Annotated in this window: 20 protein-coding genes; 11 read left to right on the forward strand and 9 right to left on the reverse strand. The window is 60.8% G+C overall.

Annotated features, from left to right (window positions below):
- The first annotated feature begins 6 nt into the window (after window positions 1–6).
- Window positions 7–495: a 5-(carboxyamino)imidazole ribonucleotide mutase gene (purE, locus tag ACR1XU_RS17145; RefSeq protein ID WP_170614746.1), complete on the forward strand. Its 489-nt coding sequence runs from the start codon at window positions 7–9 to the stop codon at window positions 493–495.
- On the forward strand, window positions 488–1,555 hold the full coding sequence (locus ACR1XU_RS17150; protein WP_480907535.1) for a 5-(carboxyamino)imidazole ribonucleotide synthase: 1,068 nt from the start codon (window positions 488–490) through the stop codon (window positions 1,553–1,555). Before purE ends, ACR1XU_RS17150 begins: the two co-directional genes overlap by 8 nt.
- A gap of 67 nt (window positions 1,556–1,622) precedes the next feature.
- Here the strand turns inward: ACR1XU_RS17150 and ACR1XU_RS17155 are convergent, their stop codons facing one another.
- The 6 genes from ACR1XU_RS17155 to ACR1XU_RS17180 form a co-directional block, all read right to left on the reverse strand.
- Window positions 1,623–2,774, reverse strand: coding sequence for an alpha-D-ribose 1-methylphosphonate 5-triphosphate diphosphatase (locus tag ACR1XU_RS17155; protein WP_480907537.1), 1,152 nt, complete (start codon window positions 2,772–2,774; stop codon window positions 1,623–1,625).
- Entirely contained in the window at window positions 2,771–3,544 is a 774-nt protein-coding gene (locus tag ACR1XU_RS17160) for an alpha/beta fold hydrolase (protein ID WP_480907539.1), read from the reverse strand. Before ACR1XU_RS17160 ends, ACR1XU_RS17155 begins: the two co-directional genes overlap by 4 nt.
- 38 nt (window positions 3,545–3,582) lie before the next feature.
- Window positions 3,583–4,425, reverse strand: coding sequence for a DMT family transporter (locus tag ACR1XU_RS17165; RefSeq protein WP_480907541.1), 843 nt, complete (start codon window positions 4,423–4,425; stop codon window positions 3,583–3,585).
- A 238-nt stretch (window positions 4,426–4,663) separates the two neighbouring features.
- Window positions 4,664–6,304 (reverse strand): chaperonin GroEL, encoded by a 1,641-nt coding sequence (gene groL, locus ACR1XU_RS17170; protein ID WP_170614751.1) that lies wholly within the window; start codon window positions 6,302–6,304, stop codon window positions 4,664–4,666.
- A 55-nt stretch (window positions 6,305–6,359) separates the two neighbouring features.
- Window positions 6,360–6,647 carry a co-chaperone GroES gene (locus ACR1XU_RS17175; protein ID WP_170614752.1) on the reverse strand — a complete coding sequence of 96 codons (288 nt, stop codon included), beginning with the start codon at window positions 6,645–6,647 and terminating at the stop codon, window positions 6,360–6,362.
- Between the two features lie 174 nt (window positions 6,648–6,821).
- Window positions 6,822–7,496, reverse strand: a complete 675-nt coding sequence (locus ACR1XU_RS17180; RefSeq protein ID WP_170614753.1) for a DUF2161 family putative PD-(D/E)XK-type phosphodiesterase — start codon at window positions 7,494–7,496, stop codon at window positions 6,822–6,824.
- A gap of 121 nt (window positions 7,497–7,617) precedes the next feature.
- Between ACR1XU_RS17180 and ACR1XU_RS17185 the strand changes: the two genes are divergently transcribed.
- From ACR1XU_RS17185 to ACR1XU_RS17215, 7 genes are all read left to right on the forward strand, one after another.
- A complete protein-coding gene (locus ACR1XU_RS17185) occupies window positions 7,618–8,598 on the forward strand; it encodes a TraB/GumN family protein (RefSeq protein WP_480907543.1) in 981 nt (326 codons plus the stop codon).
- Window positions 8,599–8,706: 108 nt separating this feature from the next.
- Window positions 8,707–9,627 (forward strand): manganese-dependent inorganic pyrophosphatase, encoded by a 921-nt coding sequence (locus tag ACR1XU_RS17190; RefSeq protein WP_480907545.1) that lies wholly within the window; start codon window positions 8,707–8,709, stop codon window positions 9,625–9,627.
- A gap of 240 nt (window positions 9,628–9,867) precedes the next feature.
- Window positions 9,868–10,743: an HAD family hydrolase gene (locus ACR1XU_RS17195; RefSeq protein WP_480907547.1), complete on the forward strand. Its 876-nt coding sequence runs from the start codon at window positions 9,868–9,870 to the stop codon at window positions 10,741–10,743.
- 102 nt (window positions 10,744–10,845) lie between these two features.
- Window positions 10,846–11,289: a MaoC family dehydratase gene (locus ACR1XU_RS17200; protein ID WP_170614757.1), complete on the forward strand. Its 444-nt coding sequence runs from the start codon at window positions 10,846–10,848 to the stop codon at window positions 11,287–11,289.
- Between the two features lie 68 nt (window positions 11,290–11,357).
- A complete protein-coding gene (locus ACR1XU_RS17205; protein ID WP_480907549.1) occupies window positions 11,358–12,290 on the forward strand; it encodes a bifunctional riboflavin kinase/FAD synthetase in 933 nt (310 codons plus the stop codon).
- Entirely contained in the window at window positions 12,287–12,760 is a 474-nt protein-coding gene (locus ACR1XU_RS17210; protein WP_480907551.1) for a YcgN family cysteine cluster protein, read from the forward strand. Before ACR1XU_RS17205 ends, ACR1XU_RS17210 begins: the two co-directional genes overlap by 4 nt.
- Window positions 12,760–13,794 (forward strand): threonine aldolase family protein, encoded by a 1,035-nt coding sequence (locus tag ACR1XU_RS17215; protein ID WP_480907553.1) that lies wholly within the window; start codon window positions 12,760–12,762, stop codon window positions 13,792–13,794. Before ACR1XU_RS17210 ends, ACR1XU_RS17215 begins: the two co-directional genes overlap by 1 nt.
- A 35-nt stretch (window positions 13,795–13,829) precedes the next feature.
- Here the strand turns inward: ACR1XU_RS17215 and ACR1XU_RS17220 are convergent, their stop codons facing one another.
- Complete coding sequence (locus ACR1XU_RS17220) at window positions 13,830–14,654, reverse strand: alpha/beta fold hydrolase (RefSeq protein WP_480907555.1); 825 nt, start codon at window positions 14,652–14,654, stop codon at window positions 13,830–13,832.
- Window positions 14,655–14,656: 2 nt separating this feature from the next.
- Window positions 14,657–15,253 carry a DsbA family protein gene (locus ACR1XU_RS17225; protein ID WP_480907556.1) on the reverse strand — a complete coding sequence of 199 codons (597 nt, stop codon included), beginning with the start codon at window positions 15,251–15,253 and terminating at the stop codon, window positions 14,657–14,659.
- 107 nt (window positions 15,254–15,360) lie between these two features.
- Between ACR1XU_RS17225 and ACR1XU_RS17230 the strand changes: the two genes are divergently transcribed.
- Together ACR1XU_RS17230 and rpiB are read left to right on the forward strand one after the other, a co-directional pair.
- The gene (locus ACR1XU_RS17230; RefSeq protein WP_170614763.1) at window positions 15,361–16,380 is read left to right on the forward strand and encodes a ribose-phosphate pyrophosphokinase; all 1,020 of its coding nucleotides are present in this window, start codon (window positions 15,361–15,363) and stop codon (window positions 16,378–16,380) included.
- 67 nt (window positions 16,381–16,447) lie between these two features.
- Window positions 16,448–16,897 carry a ribose 5-phosphate isomerase B gene (gene rpiB / locus ACR1XU_RS17235; RefSeq protein ID WP_480907558.1) on the forward strand — a complete coding sequence of 150 codons (450 nt, stop codon included), beginning with the start codon at window positions 16,448–16,450 and terminating at the stop codon, window positions 16,895–16,897.
- 60 nt (window positions 16,898–16,957) lie between these two features.
- Here rpiB and ACR1XU_RS17240 read toward each other — a convergent pair whose 3' ends face one another.
- Window positions 16,958–17,308 (reverse strand): H-type lectin domain-containing protein, encoded by a 351-nt coding sequence (locus ACR1XU_RS17240; RefSeq protein WP_170614765.1) that lies wholly within the window; start codon window positions 17,306–17,308, stop codon window positions 16,958–16,960.
- Window positions 17,309–17,391: the final 83 nt, after the last annotated feature.

The following is a 17,391-nucleotide window of genomic DNA, read 5'->3' on the forward strand; positions in this document are numbered from 1 at the left end:
ATGCGGATGGGTGAGATCAAGGTAGGCATCATCATGGGCAGCCAGTCGGACTGGCCCACGATGAAGGAAGCCGCGGATATTCTGGACGAACTGGGTGTTGCCTACGAGGCGCGCATCGTGTCGGCCCACCGCACACCGGATCGCCTGTGGGACTACGGAAAAACCGCTGTGTCGCGCGGCTTGCAGGTGATCATTGCGGGTGCCGGCGGGGCCGCACATCTTCCGGGCATGATGGCTTCGAAGACACGGGTTCCGGTGATCGGGGTGCCGGTTCAGACGCGGGCCCTGTCGGGTGTCGATTCCCTCTATTCCATCGTTCAGATGCCGAAAGGGTTTCCTGTGGCGACCATGGCCATCGGATCGGCGGGTGGTGCCAATGCCGGGTTGATGGCTGCTGGTATCCTGGCCCTGCAGGATGCCGAACTGGCCGGACGGCTGGATGCCTGGCGCGAGGCCCTGTCGGCCTCTATCCCCGAGGAGCCTGCCGATGACTGAAGCATTGCAAACCGGGGCTCGGATCGGAATCCTGGGCGGTGGCCAGCTGGGCCGGATGCTGTCGGTCGCAGCGGCCCGACTGGGGTTTGTCACGCATATATTTGAGCCGGGCGCGAACCCGCCTGCTGGCCACGTCGCCGACCGCGTGACCACTGCCGCCTATGACGATGCCGACGCCCTGCGTGCCTTTGCCGAAGACGTGGATGTCATCACCTATGAGTTCGAGAACATCCCGACTGAGGCACTGGATCTGCTGGAAGCGCATCGCCCCATTCGCCCGGGCCGCGAAGCCCTGCGGGTCAGTCAGGACCGGCTGACCGAGAAGAGCTTTCTGCAGGGACTGGGCCTTAAAACGGCACCCTTCGCCGACATCACAGATCTGGACAGCCTGCGCGCAGCGATTGATGAGATCGGCACACCCGCCATTCTGAAAACCCGCCGGTTCGGCTATGACGGCAAAGGTCAAGCCCGGCTGCGCGCGCCCGGCGACGCCGAATCCGCGCTGGCCGATATGGCGGGCGCGCCTGCTATTTTGGAAGGCTTCGTGGATTTCTCGCACGAGGTGTCCGTCATCGCCGCCCGTGGTCTGGACGGTCAGGTTGCCTGTTTCGATCCCGGTGAAAACGTCCACCGTGACGGTATCCTGCATACAACGACCGTACCGGCACGGCTGTCGCCGTCGCAGCGAACGGATGCCGTGCTGCTGGCGGCCAATATTCTGAACGCGCTGGATTATGTCGGGGTGATGGGCGTTGAACTGTTTGTCACGGCCGAGGGTCTTATCGTCAACGAAATCGCCCCGCGTGTTCACAACTCGGGACATTGGACCCAGAATGGATGCGCCGCGGATCAGTTCGAACAGCACATCCGCGCTGTCGCAGGGTGGCCTCTGGGGGATGGTCAGAGGCACTCCGACGTGGTCATGGAGAACCTGATCGGCGCCGATATGGACCGTGTGCCCGATCTGGCCCGCGAACGGGATGTGGCGCTGCATCTCTACGGCAAGGCCGACGTCAAGGCAGGCCGCAAGATGGGCCATTTCAACCGGGTCATCCGCTGAAGGTTATCGGGCCGACGTGCGATGCCTCAGTCGAAGCTATTCCTGAACGATAGAAAACGCAGCGCGCTTATGCCACCAGGCGCGCCGCGATGTCCCCGGACATGTAGCTGACGCGCCCGCCTGCCAGAGTGGCCGCGACACGGTTGGTGGCGGTTTCCAGGATCACCAGATCGGCCCGTTTGCCCGGTGCAAGCGTGCCGCGATCCCTCAGACCCAGCACCTGCGCAGGCCCTGACGAGACCAGCGCCCAGGCCCCGGCCAGATCCAGCAGACCGCTTTTGGCCAGCATCAGGGCCGCGCGGCGCGGGCTGGGGTAATGGTAATCCGACGCCAGCGCGTCGCACAGCCCCATCGTGATCAGGTCAAGCGCGCTGGCATTGCCTTTGTGCGAGCCGCCCCGCACCACGTTCGGAGACCCCAGTATGACGTGATCACCGGCAGCACGGGCCGCCTCGGCGGCTTCCAGCGTTTCGGGAAATTCTGATATCCGGGCCCCACGCGCGCGCCAGTCTGCCCGGGCCCGGGCCGTGGCGTCGTCATGACTGCCCAACCGGACACCGCGATCGGACAGCGTGGCGCATAGCCGTTCCAGCGCTGCCGGTACTTCCCCTGACCGGGCATGCATTTCTTGCAGCATTTCGAGATGCGCTTCGGGGCTGCGCCCGGCCTTGAGCGCCTGCCCGGTCAGACGCGGCGGTGTGCGTCCTTGCGCCAGGCGGTCATGCGGCAGATGGTCATTGAACACCACATAGGGCACCTGCCACCGGGCAATACGCTCGGGCAGGTCCGCATAGTCGTCCAGCATGTGGGTTTCGAACCGCAATTGGGGCAACAGATCCGTCACGACGATATCCCTGACCCCGGCAATCGCGTCAAAGACCTGGCCCGCAAATCCCGGGCCGCGCACGCCGCCCTCCCAGCTATGGAACTGGGCCAGCACGGCTGTGGTAATACCATTGGCGGCCAGTTCCGCCTCGGCCGACACCAGACCTTCGGCCATTTGCTTCATCGCGCCGCGACGCGGCGCAAGATGACGCTCGAACCCGTCCCCGTGCAGATCGACGATCCCCGGCAGGATGGTGTATCCCGACAGATCGATCTGCCGTCCGGCCCCCGAGGACTGAATGATCCCGTCCGCCACGGCCAGTTCGGTTCGCGTCACTTCGTGACCCGACACAAGAACATCCGCCCGGGTGAAGGTCAGTTCAAGTGCGGTCATCGCGTCGGCTCCGACGGAGGTTCTGAACAGTCCTCTCCGATACAGATCTCGTCAATGACATTCATGACACCGTCGAGCCAGGTGATCTGCGGATCAAAGCGGCCAAATTCGATAAAATGCAGCGCCTGCGCCATGACCCGGGGGTTGTTCATCATGAAGGTATGGGTCACCGGCAATACGATGTGATCGGCCATGCCTGCGACACGGGTGGTTCGCACTGACACCTTTCCATCATCCCGCCCCTCGATCATCGACGAAAACAAAGGGTTCAGCGAGTTCTCTCCCGCGATTACGCCAAGATCGAATTCGACCGGCGGCAACTGGCCCGGAATACCCTCCGGTCCCGTTCCCAGCGCCAACCCGGCGGGACCGTTGAGCATACCGAAAACCTCCCATGAGCCTAGTTCATCAACCAGTTGGCTGCCCTGGTTTGGCGGGCCCAGCATGACCACGCGGCCCAGGTTGTCCGGTGTATTGTCCTGCAGCCAGTACCGCAGAAGAATTCCGCCCATCGAATGGGCCACGACATTTGCGGTCTCGTCCCCGCAGGCGGCAAGGGCGCCCGGCACGGTTTGCCGGGCCAGTTCGGGTATGGGCAGATCCGTTGACGGGTAATCCGGACGCACGACTTTGTAGCCGTGGGCGCTAAACAATTGCTCCATCACCGAAAACGAAGCCTTGGTGCGCGCAAGCCCATGCAGCAAAACAACGCATTTCGCGCTGGCAAAAGATGGAGCGAGGCAAAGAAGCAATACGACCAGAAATCTCATAGCCGCCAGATAAGGCTTATCGTGGATCGTGAAAACCCCTACCCGGTCTTCCGTCGCGATACGGCCATCGCAATGCCGCCCAAAACCGCGACGGTGCCAACAGCCAAACGCAGGCCTGCCGTTTCCCCCAGCAGGGCAATTCCAGCCGCGATGGCGATGATCGGAACGCTCAGTTGCACCACGGCCGCAGTCGCAGGCAAAAGCTGCGGCAGAACCCGATACCACAGCGCATAACCCAGCCCCGAAGTCACGGCGCCGGACAAAATCGCCAGCGCATACCCCGCGGGTGCCATCTGCCAAACTCCGCCCAACAAAAACAGCGCAACGGCCGTGACCGGCAGGGCCACCACGAAATTGGCAGCTGTCCCTTGCAACGCGTCGGGCTCGGACCGGCCTGCCAGCGAATAAGCGGCCCAGCCCACACCCGCCGCTGTCATCAGCGCGGCGCCGGACAAGTCGACCTGAACAGCACCAGATGGCCACAACACATACCCAAGTCCGAAAAGCGCAATCCCCGCTCCGGCCAGCTGGCGCGCGGTGGGACCCGAACCTGACACGGCGCCAAAGGCAAACATGGAAATCTGTACAACCCCGAACAGGATCAACGCCCCCAATCCCGCATCAAGCGTCAGGTACGCCATCGAAAACCCGATCATGTAAAGCGACAGTGACCCTGCCCCGATAACCCTGCGCTTGTGAAATACCGGCAGATGCCCGCCTTGTTGCCGGACCAGCACCACCAGCATCAAGGCCCCAGACAAAACCCGCACCACGGCAAATCCCGCCGGATCGGCGGCCCCGCTGTCGATTGCCAGCCGGTTCAGGATCGAGTTCGCCGCGAAGGCGCACATGGTCAGGGTGGTCAGCAGGAACAGTCTCATATCAACCGCATAGCCGGTTCGCCGCGAACTGGACAGTCCTTTCCGCAAACACCCGGCGCTTCATCTTTTCCCAAATACTCCCGCCGGAGGCATGGCCGCATCGCTGCCATCGAAACCGAAACGGGGCCGCCCGAAGACGACCCCGTTCCTTTGCACTGTGCGCCCCCTTGAAGCCGCCTGGCCATGGGGCCTGGCACCTGTCGGGGCCGTCAGAATTCGCCGGAGCGAATTCGACGTCTTACATCATGCCGCCCATGCCGCCCATGTCGGGCATGCCGCCGGCGGCAGGTGCGTCTTTCTGCGGCTTGTCTGCAACCATCGCTTCGGTGGTGACCAGCAGACCGGCAACCGATGCCGCGTCTTCCAGAGCGGTACGGACAACTTTGGCCGGGTCGATCACGCCGAACGAGAACATGTCGCCATATTCTTCGGTCTGAGCGTTGAAGCCGAAGGCAGCGTCCGAGGATTCGCGAACTTTGCCTGCAACAACCGCACCGTCGACACCTGCGTTCTCGGCGATCTGGCGCAGCGGCGCTTCGATAGCTTTGCGAACGATGTTGATGCCTGCATCCTGATCAGCGTTTGCACCCTTCAGAGCTTCCAGTGCTTTACCGGCCTGAACCAGAGCAACACCACCGCCCACAACGACGCCTTCCTGAACGGCAGCGCGTGTTGCGTTCAGAGCATCGTCCACACGGTCCTTACGCTCTTTCACTTCAACTTCGGTCATGCCGCCGACGCGGATAACAGCAACACCGCCTGCCAGTTTGGCAACGCGCTCTTGCAGCTTCTCGCGGTCGTAATCCGACGAGGTTTCTTCGATCTGAGTGCGGATCTGGGCAACACGTGCTTCGATCTCGGCTTTCTCGCCAGCACCGTCGACGATGGTGGTTTCGTCTTTGGTGATTTCGATCTTCTTGGCGGTGCCCAGCATGTCCATTGTGACAGACTCGAGCTTCATGCCCAGATCTTCGCTGATGACCTGACCGCCGGTCAGGATTGCGATGTCCTGCAGCATGGCTTTGCGGCGGTCGCCGAAGCCCGGTGCTTTGACAGCAGCAATTTTCAGGCCGCCGCGCAGTTTGTTGACAACCAGAGTTGCCAGCGCTTCGCCTTCAACGTCCTCGGCAATGATCAGCAGCGGCTTTTGCGACTGGATCACCTGCTCGAGCAGCGGAACCATCGGCTGCAGCGAGGACAGTTTCTTTTCGTGCAGCAGGATCATGCAGTCGTCGAGTTCTGCGATCATCTTGTCTGCGTTGGTGACGAAGTAGGGCGACAGGTAGCCACGGTCGAACTGCATACCTTCGACAACGTCGGTCTCGGTTTCCAGACCTTTGTTTTCTTCGACGGTGATAACGCCTTCGTTGCCAACCTTCTGCATCGCGTCTGCGATCTGCTGACCGATTTCGGCTTCGCCGTTGGCCGAGATGGTGCCAACCTGAGCAACTTCTGCCGAGTCTTTGACTTCGCGCGAAGCGGCCTTGATGCCTTCAACAACCTTGGCGGTTGCCAGGTCGATGCCGCGCTTCAGGTCCATCGGGTTCAGGCCCGCTGCAACCTGCTTCAGACCTTCTTTAACGATGGCCTGTGCCAGAACGGTTGCAGTGGTGGTGCCGTCACCGGCTTCATCATTGGTGCGGCTGGCGACTTCTTTCACCATCTGCGCGCCCATGTTTTCGAACTTGTCTTCCAGTTCGATTTCCTTGGCAACCGAAACACCGTCTTTGGTGATGCGCGGCGCGCCGAAGGATTTGTCCAGAACCACGTTGCGGCCTTTGGGGCCCAGGGTCACTTTAACCGCGTCAGCCAGGATGTTCACACCCTTCAGCATACGGTTGCGGGCATCGGTGTCGAACTTGACGTCCTTTGCAGCCATGTCGTTTCTCCTTGAGAAATATGTTGGAAATGAAGATCAGAGAAAGCGCGTGGGCTTACTCGATGATCCCCATGATGTCGCTTTCTTTCATCATCAGCAGCTCTTCGCCGCCGACGTTGACCTCGGTGCCCGACCATTTGCCGAACAGGATCTTGTCGCCGGCTTTTACGGCCATTGCGATCAGTTCGCCGCTGTCCTTGCGTGCGCCTTCGCCGGTTGCAACGACTTCGCCTTCGCTGGGCTTTTCTTTTGCGCTGTCAGGAATGATCAGGCCGCCTGCTGTTTTCTCTTCGCTTTCAACGCGACGGACCAGCACACGGTCATGAAGCGGTTTCAATGCCATCTTTGCAGCTCCTTGGGCTCAAAGTTTGTTTATCCTCCCCTCACCTAACGGCGAGGCGTTAGCACTCGGGTCATCCGAGTGATAACGACGCATAGCTAGGGAGTTGGAAAGGCCGAGTCAACAAGATGTGAGAAACTTTTTGCGTCCGGGATTCCAGCGGGGCCGTTTCGGGCTTCAGTCCTGCTGTTCCCAGCTGTAGGCCCAGTGCTTCAGCCCCTCGGATCCACAGGCCGACAATTGGTAGACCCCCTTTTCGACTTTTTCGAACCAGCCATAGTGATTGTCGCGCATGATGCGCGTCGCCCCGGTAACTCCGGTTGCGCTGGCCACGTCAGATCCCTTGGTCGCGCCGCATTCCGCCAGATGGGCCGCACATTTCAGGGCGTCTTGGCGGTACCCGGTCACGATTCCGTGCCGCGTGGCCCCGCCCGCATTCGGGTCTCCTTGCAGCCGGTCGAATTCCCGCAACAACCGCGCGGCCCTTACCTTGTTCTTGCGAGGCGCGTACGGCCCCGGGTCGCAATGCACCTCGGCCCGGCCATCTTCCCGGACGGTAATCAGGCCCAAACCCAGCCTGCGGCATAAGGACAGATTATCCCTCAGCGCCCGCCTTGCGGTCCGGCCCTTCGGTTTGCGCACACCGACATAGACCTGATCGGTTACTTTCAGGCGCGCGATCGCCTGATGAAACAGGGCCAGCGAAAACCCCAGCTTCAGCTCGACAATGACCGGATCATCGCCGTCGCGCGCGGCAACGATATCGGCTGCGCCGACCTCGCCCTTGACAGTGTATCCCTGACGCTCAAGCAACGCCTTGATCGGCGGGTATAGGTCCTGTTCGCGCTTCATCTCACCATGCTAGGCTATTCGGCCGGGATTGCCAGACGTTGCCAGTCCCTTCAGCTTGCGCATCGCCGAAAGGAAAGGCAATGTCGCGCCCGGTAGGATGACCGTCAAAGCAGGGAAAACGATGCGCCTTCTTATATTTCTGTTGTGCCTGATCTTGCCTGCCAGCCTTCACGCCGCTTGCGAAGGCCGCGACCTGAGGGCGGACATGACACCCGAGATGGCGACCCGCCTTGAACACGCCTTGGACGGCATCCCCTTTCCCGAAGGCAACCACTGGGTTGCCGTGAGGGGCGACACGGTAATGCATCTGATCGGAACCCTGCACGTCAATGACCCGCGCATGTCCGCCGTGGTCGAGCGGTTGGAACCGCTCCTGAAAGACGCCGACGCCTTTTTCTTTGAAACCTCGCAGGCCGAGATGAAAGCGTTCGAGCAGGCTCTGGCCAAGGACCCCAGCCCTTTGCTGATCACATCGGGGCCGACTCTGATTGATCTGATGTCGGCCGAGGATTGGGCCGCCCTGTCAGCCACCTTGGCCAAACGCGGCATTCCCGCCTGGACAGCCGCCAAGTTGCGCCCCTGGTTTTTGAGCCTGACATTGGGCGTGCCATCCTGCGTCGCCCAGACCCCGGACGGAGACCGCGGCATGGATGCACGCCTGTCCGAACTCGCCGATACTCACGGTATCCCGCAGCATTCGCTGGAACAGGTCGAAGATGTCATTGCGATGTTCGAAAGCCATCCGATCGAAGAACAGGCCCAGTCACTGGCCCGGCTTGCCGGCGCGCTGGAGGCCAGCGAAGACCAGTTGGCCACGATGACCAACGCCTATCTGGAAGAAAAACATGCCGAAATCATCCAGCTTTCCTTGCTGCAGGGGTTCGACGCATCAGGTCTGACGCAGGAAGAATTTGATGCCGAATGGAAGGCGTTCGAGCAGCAATTGCTGATCCAGCGCAACGACAACTGGCTGAAGCACATTCTGGAACTGAAGAACCAAACGGCCGTCATCGCCGTGGGTGCGGGGCATCTGGCAGGTCAGCAGGGGTTGCTGCATCAATTAAAGCTTGCGGGCTTCACACTGACCCGCGCGCCCTTTTGATCTGACAGTCAGGTTTGACGAACAGTCGCATCTGGCGCACAGCCGGGTGACAAGCCTGTCTGTCCACCCTATAAGGCCCGCAAAATCCCATTTCTGCAGGACACTGACATGACAATCCAGGTTTTCGGCCACAAGTCCCCCGACACTGACTCGACCGGCTCGCCCATTCTGTGGGCCTGGTATCTGAACGAAATCCAGGGCGAGAAAGCCGAGCCCGTGCTGCTGGGCGAGCCCAATACCGAAGCCGCCTTCATGCTGCGCCACTGGGATCTGCCGAAACCGCGGATCATCGATGACGTGAGTGAGGGCGCTCCGGTCGTCATCGTCGACACCAACAACCCCGCCGAGCTGCCTGCCGGTATCAACGGCGCCGATATCCGCGCCATCATCGACCACCACAAGCTGGTCGGCGGCCTGGAAACCAAAGGCCCGATCGACATTACCGTTCGCCCGCTGGCCTGCACCGCAACCATCATGATCGACCTGATCGGGGATGACGCGGCCAAGATGCCTGACGCCATCAAAGGCGCGGCGCTGACTTGCATCCTGTCCGATACGCTGGAGTTCCGCTCGCCGACCACAACACCGCGCGATCGTGCGGTCGCGGAAAAGCTCGCCGCCGAGCTTGAGCTGGATATTACGGAATACGCTGCCGACATGTTCGCCGCGAAGTCGGACGTTTCATCCTTTTCCGACGCGGAACTGATCCGCATGGACAGCAAGGAATACGAGGTCGACGGCACCAAATTCCGCGTCTCAGTTCTTGAAACCACCGCGCCCGGTGTGGTTCTGGACCGCAAGGACAGCCTGGCAGGTTCGATGGCGGAAGTCGCCAAGGAAGATGGTGTGGATCAGGTTCTGCTGTTCGTTGTGGACATCCTGAACGAAGAAGCCACCTTGTTGGTTCCGAACGATCTGGTCAAATCCGTCGCCGAAAAAAGCTTTGGTGCCTCGGTCGACGGCGATGCCGTGGTTTTGCCCGGCATCATGAGCCGCAAGAAACAGATCATCCCGAACCTCAAGGTCTGACACCGAACTCTTTACAGAAAGTCAGGCGCCTTTATCGGGCGCCTGTTTTTTTGCGAGGCTCTGCCTCGCGCTCCGGGATATTTTTGGCCAGATGAAGTTTGGATCCCCTGCTTCATCTGGCTGAAAGTATCCGGGGGGAGACGCCCGAAGGGCGGCGGTGGCAAAGCCCCTACTGGCCAAACCGGTATTCCTCTGCCATAGGCTTTGATGACTTTCCCACCGCGTCAACAGGGGCCTGACATGACACAGATCATCCAATCGCTTGCCGTGGTTTCCGACCGCTACAAAGCTCTTTTCGTCGACCTGTGGGGCTGCGTGCACAATGGCATTACAGCCTTCCCCGAAGCGGTTGCTGCGCTGCAATCTTACCGCGCGTCGGGTGGTTTGGTGGTTCTGGTCACAAACTCACCAAAACCCCGTGCCGGTGTGGCAGTGCAACTGACGCAGTTCAACGTACCGGCCGACGCCTATGACACCATCGCCACCAGTGGCGACTCGGCCCGGTCGGCCATGTTCCGCGGAACGGTTGGTCAGAAAGTCTTTTTCATGGGCGAATGGGAGCGCGACGAAGGGTTCTTTGAACCGCTCAAGCTGTTGCATCACCCAATCCAGATCGAACGGGTGCCGTTGGATGAGGCCGAAGGGATCGTTTGCTGCGGCCCGTTCGACCCCATGGCGGACCCGGCGGTCAACCGGGCCGATTTTCTGTACGCCAAACAAAAAGGGCTGAAGCTGCTCTGCGCAAACCCCGATATTGTCGTGGATCGTGGTGAAGTGCGGGAATGGTGTGCAGGGGCTCTGGCCCGCCTTTACACCGAAATGGGCGGTGAGAGCCTGTATTTTGGCAAGCCTCATCCGCCGATTTACGATCTGGCCCGGCGCAGGCTGCAGGAACTGGGCGCAGACATTGCCGATGCCGATATTCTGGCAATCGGTGACGGTCCACATACGGACATCGCCGGCGGCATGGGGGAAGGGATTGATTCCCTGTTCATATCCGGCGGTCTGGCTGCATCCGAGACAAAAACGTCATACCAGCCTGACCCGGATGCGCTAAACAGCTATATTGAAAAAGAAAAAATAAACCCAACCTATTCGATCGGCCGTCTGAGGTAATAAAAATAGGGCTTGATTTTCTGCACTTGCGAAGTAATAAAGTTGCCAATCGATGGCTACGGGCGGTTTTTTATTTCTCCGCCAACTGCAAGTGAGGGCAACATGTTGGACAATCTTCCGCGCGGAACGATCTGTATCGAAGACATTGAAATGGGCATGAGCCGCCACCTGCGCAAAGTGGTGACGGACGAGGACATCGAGATGTTTGCCCAGGTGTCGACCGACCGGAACCCGGTTCATCTGGACGACGATTATGCCCGCGACACGATTTTCGAAGGGCGCATCGCGCATGGGATGCTGACGGCCGGCCTGATTTCGGCGGTAATCGGTGAGCAGCTGCCCGGTCACGGTACCGTATACATGGGGCAGTCGCTGAAGTTTCTGGCTCCGGTCCGTCCCGGGGACATGGTCTATGCCGAGGTCAAGGTCATCGACATCGACTTTTCGAAGCGGCGCGTCAAGCTGGACTGCCATTGTTCTGTCGAAGGCAAAAAGGTTCTGGTTGGCGAAGCCATGGTTCTGGCCCCCTCGCGGAAATTCGACTGAGGCGAACTCTGACTGGTCCGGTATCGGCAGGTCTTGAACCCGCCTCTCAGTCCCGCTAGGCAGACGCCATGCGCATCATCCGGGATTTTCAGTTTGTCGAGCCTCAGGACCGGGGCGCCAGCGTGGCGATCGGGAATTTTGACGGCGTTCATATCGGCCATCAGTCGGTCATCGAACTGGCGCGCAAAGCCGCGCCGGATGCGCCCTTGGGTGTCATGACGTTCGAGCCGCATCCGCGCGAGTTTTTCGCGCCGGACAGCCCCCCCTTTCGGCTGATGCGCGGCAACAGCAGAGCGCATCGGCTGCAAAAGCTGGGGGTGCAGAAGTTGTATGAGCTGCCCTTCAACAGTGCGCTGGCCGGCCTGACCCCCGAGGAATTCGCGCGCGATGTCATTTGCAAAGGCTTGGGTCTGGCGCATGTGGTGGTGGGGGCCGATTTCTGTTTTGGCAAGGGACGCAGCGGCACAGCCGATGACATGGTCCGGTTTGGCCGGGATATGGGGTTTGGTGTCACCATCGCGCCGCTGATGGAACGGTCCGAGCATGTGGTCTCATCCACCGCGATCCGACAGGCGCTGAGTGACGGACGCTCGCGCGACGCGGCCTCGATGCTGGGTCACTGGCACCGGATCGAAGGCGAGGTCATCGGCGGGGAACAACGCGGACGCGAACTGGGTTTTCCGACGGCCAACATGTCCATCGAAGGGCTGCACCCACCGAAATTCGGCGTCTACGCGGTGCTGGTTGACGTTCTGGATGGACCCAATCAGGGCAGCTATCGCGGTGCCGCATCCGTTGGGACACGCCCGATGTTCAATGGCGCAGTGCCGAATATTGAGACCTTTCTGTTCGACTTCTCGGGCGATCTTTACGGGGCCACATTGTCGGTGGGGCTGGTGGACTATCTGCGCCCGGAAATGACGTTTGAGGGGCTGGACGGGTTGGTCGCGCAGATGAATGCGGATTGTGCCCGTGCCCGCGAGATTCTGGCGGGCCAATGAAAAAAGACCCGATCGAACGCGGCGGCCTGCCGCATCGTTTTTGGGAGCGTAAGCCCCTGCGTCGCCTGAATCAGCGCGAATGGGAGGCCCTGTGTGATGGCTGCGGCAAATGCTGCCTGAACAAGCTGGAAGATGAAGACACGGGCGAGGTCGCCCTGACCTGCGTCGCCTGCCGTCTGCTGGACGACGAAAGCTGCCGCTGCACGCAATATGAAATCCGCCATCAGTTCGTGCCGGAGTGCATCGTGATGACCCCGGACAATATTGACGATCACGCCTATTGGCTGCCGCAGACCTGTGCCTACCGGCTGCTGTGGGAAGGCAAGCCCTTGTATGACTGGCACCCCTTGATATCGGGGACGCCGGACAGCGTTCATGCGGCCGGGGTTTCCGTTCAGGGGCGCACCGTTTCCGAATTCGAGACCCCTCTGGAAGAGTGGGAAGACCATATTATCGAGGAGCCCGTCTGATGTTTTTCGCCTCTGACAATTCCGGACCAGTCCATCCCGAAGTGCTGACCGCGCTTAGTGAAGCCAATCAGGGCTATCAGATGGCCTATGGCGCCGACACGCTGATGAACGAGGTGCGCGACCGGATCCGGGGCGTCTTCGAGGCGCCGGGCGCGGCGGTATACCTGGTGGCGACAGGCACGGCTGCAAACTCGCTGGCGCTGGCGACACTGGCGAACCCTTGGGACACCGTCTTTTGCTCGCCTGTCGCGCACATTCACGAGGATGAGTGCAACGCGCCCGAGTTCTACAGCGGCGCCAAGCTGACGCTGGTGCCCGGCGGCGACAAGATGCAGCCAGAGGCATTGCGCAGCAGCATTCTGAGCGAGGAGACCCGCGGCGTACATGGTCCGCAGCGCGGCCCTGTATCAATCACTCAGGTGACCGAGCGCGGGTCTGTCTATTCGCTCGCCGAATTGCAGGGGCTGTGCGGTGTGGCACGGGAATACGGCCTGCCGGTGCATCTGGACGGGGCACGGTTCGCCAATGCTCTGGTCGCGCTGAACTGTTCCCCTGCCGAAATGACGTGGAAAGCCGGGGTGGACGCCGTAAGCTTTGGCGGCACCAAGAACGGGCTAATGGGTGTCGAGGCTGTCGTTTTCTTTGACGAAAGCAAAGCCTGGGAATTTGAGTTGCGCCGCAAGCGGGGCGCGCATCTGTTTTCCAAACACCGCTATCTGTCCGCGCAGATGGCGGCCTATCTGCGGGATGATCTGTGGCTGCGCGCAGCCCGGCAGGCGAACGCGAATTGCGCAAGGCTGGCGGCAGGATTGCGGGCGGCCGGTGCGGATTTCCTGCACGAGCCGCAAGCCAATATCGTTTTCGCCCGTTTCCCGAGGCACCTGCATCGTCGATTGCACGAAAAAGGCGCGGTCTATCACATGTGGGGTGATGAACTGGACGGGGCGGACGAAGACGAAATGCTGGCCTGCCGCCTTGTCTGCGACTGGTCCATCAGTGCGGAACAGATCGACCGGTTTCTGGCCCTTTTCTGACGGTTGTCGGGGGCGTCGCCCCCGCCGCAGCAAATTCAAACAGAAGAAGCCAACGGAATTCGGAAGAACTCCGACAGGCTGCGCGCCGTCTCTTTTGGATGGGAAATCGGCAGCATGTGCCCTGCCTCCGGGATGATTTCGGTGGTTGCCGCAGGCAGACGGCGTTGCAGGCTGTTGCATATTGCGGGGATGACCGGGTGCGTCAGCGATCCGCTGAGGATCCGGACCGGCATCTGGGCGCGTTCCAGTTTTCCCGGTTGCAACAGGCCCGCACCGTCCTCGTATAGGGCATTGTTGGAGGCCGGGACTACATGCACCCCGCGGATCATTGCGGCGCGGGTACGGTCCGGCAGATCCGCCCAGCGGGGGCTGTCCTGTGTGCTCCACATGCGGTTGAACAGGCGGGCTGCCTGCGATGCGTTGCCTGCGGCGAGCGCGGAGACAAAGGGTTCTGCATCTCGCTCATGCTGAGCGTAGAGGTCCGGGGCGTCCAGCTTTGCCAGGGCAAAAAAGACCGGCTCGATCAGGATAGCGCGGCGCACGAGGTCGGGGTGTTCGACCGCCAGACGCAACGCAATCATTGCACCAAAGGAGTGGCCGATCACATCCATCGGATTTTGCAGCTGGCTGGCCGCCAGTTCGGTCATCCGATCAAAAAAGTCGCCGCGCCCGTCCCAATCGGGGCTGCGGCCGTGTGACAGCATGTCCGGCGCAATCAGGCTTGCCGGCCCGCTCAGCGCAGTTGCAAGGCCCGACCAGGCGCCGGAATGGGCAATGGTGCAGTGCAGGGCGAGCATCTGGTGCGCGCCCTTGCCCAGTGTTCGCACAAAGACTTCTTGCGGCAGGGTACGGCCTGTCATGCCTACAGCGTCGCCAGGTGCCGGTCCAGATCGTCCAGCCTGTCCTGCCCCCAGAACCTCTGGTCATCCGGGGTGATATAGAATGGCGCGCCGAACACGCCGCGATCGACGGCCTCTTCAAGATTGGCGGCGTAGGTTTCCGCACCCACAAGCAGGCCGCTGTCGGCAAGTCCGGGATCAAACCCGGCCTGTGACAGGCAATCCCGGATAACTTCGTCCTGGGCGATGTCCTTTTCCTCGGCCCAGCAGGCACGCAGGATCGAATGGCAAAGCTGCCCGACATCGCCGGACCCATCCTGAATGGCGGCGATCACGGCGTAGGATGAGGGGGCCATATTCGTTGGCCAGTGCGCGGGTTGCAGGTTGAATTCCATTCCCAGGTTTCTGGATTGGCGCAGCAATTCCTGAGCCCGGTATTCGATGCGAGAGATGTGCCGATCCTTCGGCGGAACCCCACCAGTGCGCGAGAACAGAGCGATAATGTCCAACGGCTTGTAGTTGATCGTCGCACCGTGCTTTGCCGCGATCTCTTCCAACCGGGTTCCGGCCAGATAGGAATAGGGCGAGAGTGTCGCAAAATAGTAGTCAATCTGGGTCATGTGCACTTTCTCCGCTGCGTTACCTTTGCGGGACGGTAAGGCCATGCTAAGCGGTGTCAACATCACGAATCTGTCACATTGCCATTGCTGCCCGGGGACCTCAGCCGATGCCGACACTTCACGAACCCAAGCTAATCGCTGGGAACGCCAACCTTCCGCTTGCCAAAACCATAGCCCGCCGCATGAGCCTTTACCGCGGCGTCGATCAGGGGCTGGTCGATGCGCGGGTCGAACGGTTCAACGATGGCGAGATCTTCGTCGAGGTGTTCGAGAATGTGCGCGGCGAGGACATGTTCATCATCCAGCCGACCTCGAACCCGGCCAATGACAACCTGATGGAACTTCTGATCATCGCTGACGCCCTGCGTCGGTCGTCGGCCCAGCGGATCACTGCCGTGATCCCCTATTTCGGTTATGCCCGTCAGGACCGCCGCACAAAGGCGCGTACGCCGATCTCTGCCAAGCTGGTCGCCAACATGCTGACCGGCGCCGGAATCGAGCGGGTCCTGACCATGGACCTGCACGCGGCCCAGATTCAGGGCTTCTTCGATATCCCGGTGGACAACCTCTATGCCTCGCCGATCTTTGCCCTGGATGTGAAGCACCAGTTCAAAGACAGCCTGGATGAGATCATGGTGGTGTCGCCCGACGTCGGCGGCGTGGCCCGTGCGCGCGAACTGGCCAAACGGATCAACGCCCCCCTGTCGATCGTGGACAAACGCCGCGAGAAAGCCGGTGAAGTGGCCGAGATGACCGTAATCGGCGACGTCAAGGACAAGATCTGCCTGATCGTGGACGACATGTGCGATACCGCCGGCACGCTCTGCAAAGCGGCGCAAGTGCTGCTGGATAATGGTGCGAAAGAGGTTCACTCGTACATCACCCACGGCGTCATGAGCGGACCGGCGGTCGAACGTGTGACCAACTCGGTCATGAAATCGCTGGTTCTGACCGACACGATCCAGCCCACCGACGCAATCGCCAAGGCCAAGAACATCCGGATCGTACCGACGGCACCGATCTTTACCCAGGCGATCCTGAACATCTGGAACGGCACAAGCGTCTCTTCGCTGTTCGAAGACAAGACACTGACACCAATCTACGAATCCCTGTATCAGATGAACTGACCGGAAAGGGGCGCCTGGACAGGGCCCACCTTTCTTACACGCGCATCTCAGAACGGACAGCCTTTTCATGACTGACAACAAACGCGTCGTCCTTTCCAGTGACCATGCCGCCATCGGACTGCGCCGGGCAATCGCCGCACATATCGCGTACGCCGGGTGGGAGGTCCTGGATATCGGCCCGACCACTCCGGAAAGCACACACTATCCCCTGCATGGCAAGGCCGCTGCCGAGCGCGTCGCCTCGGGCGATTGTGCGCTTGGCATCCTGTTGTGTGGCACCGGTCAGGGCATCATGATGGCAGCCAACAAGGTGCCGGGCATCCGTTGCGGTGTGTGTTCCGACACATTCTCAGCCCGGATGATCCGGCAGCACAATGATGCCAACATGCTGTCCATGGGCGCGCGCGTCATTGGCGAAGGTCAGGCGCTGGATATCGTGGACGCGTTTTTGGGGGCCGCGTTCGAAGGTGGCCGCCACGCAACACGCGTGGACATGATCGAAGGCACCGACGCGTAAGAAACGGGCTTCAGGTGAGCAGTTGACGACAAGAGCGCGGCTTCCGTTCTGAAGGTGCGCTCAGGATATATGCCAGTCATCCTCGTGCGGCACCTCGCCAATCGCGGTCCACGAGGCGCGGATGCGGGCAACGCGCGTATCCGACCAGGTGCGGAAGACGGCGCAGAACCCTTCGGGCGTAATGTTCTCGGCCTTGATTTCGGCGCGCAGCGCCGAGGACGTGTCCACATCCCACAGCGAAATGCCGATCTGTACCATCGGCGCCGAGCGAAACGGTTGGCTGAATGCGACGGTCGTCCGGCGTTCCCGCGCCCCCTCACCTGTCCACATTTCACCGCCATTGGCAAAATCGGAAAACAGCAGGGCTTCGCCTTGGTCAATACCAATCGGATGGGTTTGAAAAGTTTTCATTCTGTCGTCGTTGTTCTTGAATTCCCGCAACTTATTCCGGCAATCGGGCAAAAGCACGACAAAAAAACGGCCCCGCAAACGCG

The sequence above is a fragment of the Ruegeria sp. D1(2025) genome, assembly GCF_056536425.1.

Coding starts and splice junctions, on each gene's coding strand:
- purE (WP_170614746.1), top strand. CDS start 7: ATGGGTGAGATCAAGGTAGGCATCATCATGGGCAGCCAGTCGGACTGG.
- ACR1XU_RS17150 (WP_480907535.1), top strand. CDS start 488: ATGACTGAAGCATTGCAAACCGGGGCTCGGATCGGAATCCTGGGCGGT.
- ACR1XU_RS17155 (WP_480907537.1), bottom strand. CDS start 2,774: ATGACCGCACTTGAACTGACCTTCACCCGGGCGGATGTTCTTGTGTCG.
- ACR1XU_RS17160 (WP_480907539.1), bottom strand. CDS start 3,544: ATGAGATTTCTGGTCGTATTGCTTCTTTGCCTCGCTCCATCTTTTGCC.
- ACR1XU_RS17165 (WP_480907541.1), bottom strand. CDS start 4,425: ATGAGACTGTTCCTGCTGACCACCCTGACCATGTGCGCCTTCGCGGCG.
- groL (WP_170614751.1), bottom strand. CDS start 6,304: ATGGCTGCAAAGGACGTCAAGTTCGACACCGATGCCCGCAACCGTATG.
- ACR1XU_RS17175 (WP_170614752.1), bottom strand. CDS start 6,647: ATGGCATTGAAACCGCTTCATGACCGTGTGCTGGTCCGTCGCGTTGAA.
- ACR1XU_RS17180 (WP_170614753.1), bottom strand. CDS start 7,496: ATGAAGCGCGAACAGGACCTATACCCGCCGATCAAGGCGTTGCTTGAG.
- ACR1XU_RS17185 (WP_480907543.1), top strand. CDS start 7,618: ATGCGCCTTCTTATATTTCTGTTGTGCCTGATCTTGCCTGCCAGCCTT.
- ACR1XU_RS17190 (WP_480907545.1), top strand. CDS start 8,707: ATGACAATCCAGGTTTTCGGCCACAAGTCCCCCGACACTGACTCGACC.
- ACR1XU_RS17195 (WP_480907547.1), top strand. CDS start 9,868: ATGACACAGATCATCCAATCGCTTGCCGTGGTTTCCGACCGCTACAAA.
- ACR1XU_RS17200 (WP_170614757.1), top strand. CDS start 10,846: ATGTTGGACAATCTTCCGCGCGGAACGATCTGTATCGAAGACATTGAA.
- ACR1XU_RS17205 (WP_480907549.1), top strand. CDS start 11,358: ATGCGCATCATCCGGGATTTTCAGTTTGTCGAGCCTCAGGACCGGGGC.
- ACR1XU_RS17210 (WP_480907551.1), top strand. CDS start 12,287: ATGAAAAAAGACCCGATCGAACGCGGCGGCCTGCCGCATCGTTTTTGG.
- ACR1XU_RS17215 (WP_480907553.1), top strand. CDS start 12,760: ATGTTTTTCGCCTCTGACAATTCCGGACCAGTCCATCCCGAAGTGCTG.
- ACR1XU_RS17220 (WP_480907555.1), bottom strand. CDS start 14,654: ATGACAGGCCGTACCCTGCCGCAAGAAGTCTTTGTGCGAACACTGGGC.
- ACR1XU_RS17225 (WP_480907556.1), bottom strand. CDS start 15,253: ATGACCCAGATTGACTACTATTTTGCGACACTCTCGCCCTATTCCTAT.
- ACR1XU_RS17230 (WP_170614763.1), top strand. CDS start 15,361: ATGCCGACACTTCACGAACCCAAGCTAATCGCTGGGAACGCCAACCTT.
- rpiB (WP_480907558.1), top strand. CDS start 16,448: ATGACTGACAACAAACGCGTCGTCCTTTCCAGTGACCATGCCGCCATC.
- ACR1XU_RS17240 (WP_170614765.1), bottom strand. CDS start 17,308: ATGAAAACTTTTCAAACCCATCCGATTGGTATTGACCAAGGCGAAGCC.